Here is a 1,606-nt window from a genome sequence, read left to right as displayed (position 1 = left end):
CGAGGTCCGCGGTGTGGACGAGACGTGCGCGCACACCTCCGGTTCTACCAGCGCCCGCCCTGCCGCGCTGGAAACGCACGCCGGCGACTGCTCGGCGGTCCGCGCGACCGGACGTCGTCGGCGCGCCGCAGTCGGGCGACGACTGCGGCGACCGCTCAGGCGTCGATCGGGCGGCGCGGCCGCGACCAGTGCAGCCGGACCGTCTGGCCGGGGCGTGCCTGGGCGAGCCGGTCGATGTCGTCGTCCACCACGACCCCGATGACCGGGTAGCCGCCGGTGACCGGATGATCGGGCCCGAGGATCACCGGGAAACCGTTGGGCGGGACCTGGATGGCTCCGCGGGTGGCGCCTTCGCTGGGCAGCTGCCGGTCGGGCCAGCGGTACTCCAGCGGCATCCCGATTAACCGGATCCCCACCCGGTCGCTGCGGTTGGTGACCTGCCAGTTGGTGCGCACCAGGATGTCGGCGTCGGCGAACCAGTCGTCGCGGGGGCCGGGCACCACATCCAGCTCGAGCACGTCGTCGACGAGCGCGGCCACCGGCGCCTGGTCGACCTCGGGGAAATCGGTGGTGTGCGCGCCGACCGGCAGAACGTCGCCGGGGCGCAGCGGGAGCGGCCCGATCGCCGACATCACGTCGTAGCTGCGCGAACCGAGCACCGGCTCGACATCGACGCCGCCGCGCACGGCCAGATAGGAGCGCAGGCCCGAGCGGGGCGGGTGCAGCGAGATGACCTCGCCGTCGTGGACGTAGTGGATGCTGTTGGAGCCGAAGGGGATTCCGTCGGCAGCCGGGTCGCTGTCCGCGCCTGTCACACCGATGGCGATGCCTTCCTCGCCTGCCCCGCCGTGCACGCGGGCGGTGAAGCCGCCCATGGTCACCTCGACGGTGGCGCGGTCGCCCGGGTTGGCGACCAGCCGGTTGGCCAGCGTGTGGGAGCGCCGGTCGGCTGCGCCGGAGCGGGTCACGCCGAGATGCGACAGACCGGCTCGGCCCAGGTCCTGCACGAGCGCGAGCGGCCCGGTCTGGAGGACCTCCAAGGTGACGCTCATGACTGCACCGCCCGGAACTGGACCCACATGCCCGGCATCAGCAGGGCGGGATCGTCACGGTCGATGTCCCACAACGTCGCCGACGTCCGACCGATCAGCTGCCAACCCCCGGGGGACTCACGTGGGTAGATCCCGCTGAACTCGCCGGCCAGGCCGACCGAGCCGACGGGGACCTTGGTGCGCGGATCCGTGCGCCGCGGTACGGCCAGGCGTTCGTCGCCGCCGACCAGATAGGCGAAGCCCGGCGCGAAGCCGCTGAACCCGACCCGCCACGGGGCGCCGGTGTGGGCGGCGACGACCTGATCGACGTCCAGCCCGGTCAGCCGTGCCACCTCGTCGAGGTCGGCGCCGTCGTAGACGACGTCGATCACGACGTCGGCGCGGCCCTCGGGAGGGGCGGCGGCGTGGACGCTCTCGTCGGTGGGGCGGACCGTGCCCAGGCGCTGCCGCGTGGGCGCCTGGTACTCGACCCCGGCGAGCTTGATCAACACGGTGCGGGCGGCAGGTACGAGGTCGTCCACGCCGGGTAGCTCGGCGGCGCGCAGCGTCTCGGT

The 1,606-nt window shown here is 73.3% G+C and carries 2 protein-coding genes; both read right to left on the bottom strand.

Annotated features, from left to right (window positions below):
- Positions 1 to 155: 155 nt before the first annotated feature.
- A complete protein-coding gene (locus tag ACK5M9_RS00010) occupies positions 156 to 1,052 on the bottom strand; it encodes a 5-oxoprolinase/urea amidolyase family protein (RefSeq protein WP_416891164.1) in 897 nt (298 codons plus the stop codon).
- Positions 1,049 to 1,606: 5-oxoprolinase subunit B family protein (locus ACK5M9_RS00005; RefSeq protein ID WP_416891163.1), on the bottom strand; the 558-nt coding region annotated here is incomplete at its 5' end. The genes ACK5M9_RS00010 and ACK5M9_RS00005, both read right to left, overlap by 4 nt.

It is taken from the genome of Mycobacterium sp., from assembly GCF_047975165.1.
Lineage (GTDB): Bacteria > Actinomycetota > Actinomycetes > Mycobacteriales > Mycobacteriaceae > Mycobacterium.
The sequence above is the reverse complement of the archived record's forward strand: the minus strand, read 5'-3'. Positions and strand labels throughout refer to the sequence as shown.

What these genes read in the sequence shown, in the direction of transcription:
- ACK5M9_RS00010 (WP_416891164.1), bottom strand. Translation starts at nt 1,052, where the DNA reads ATGAGCGTCACCTTGGAGGTCCTCCAGACCGGGCCGCTCGCGCTCGTG.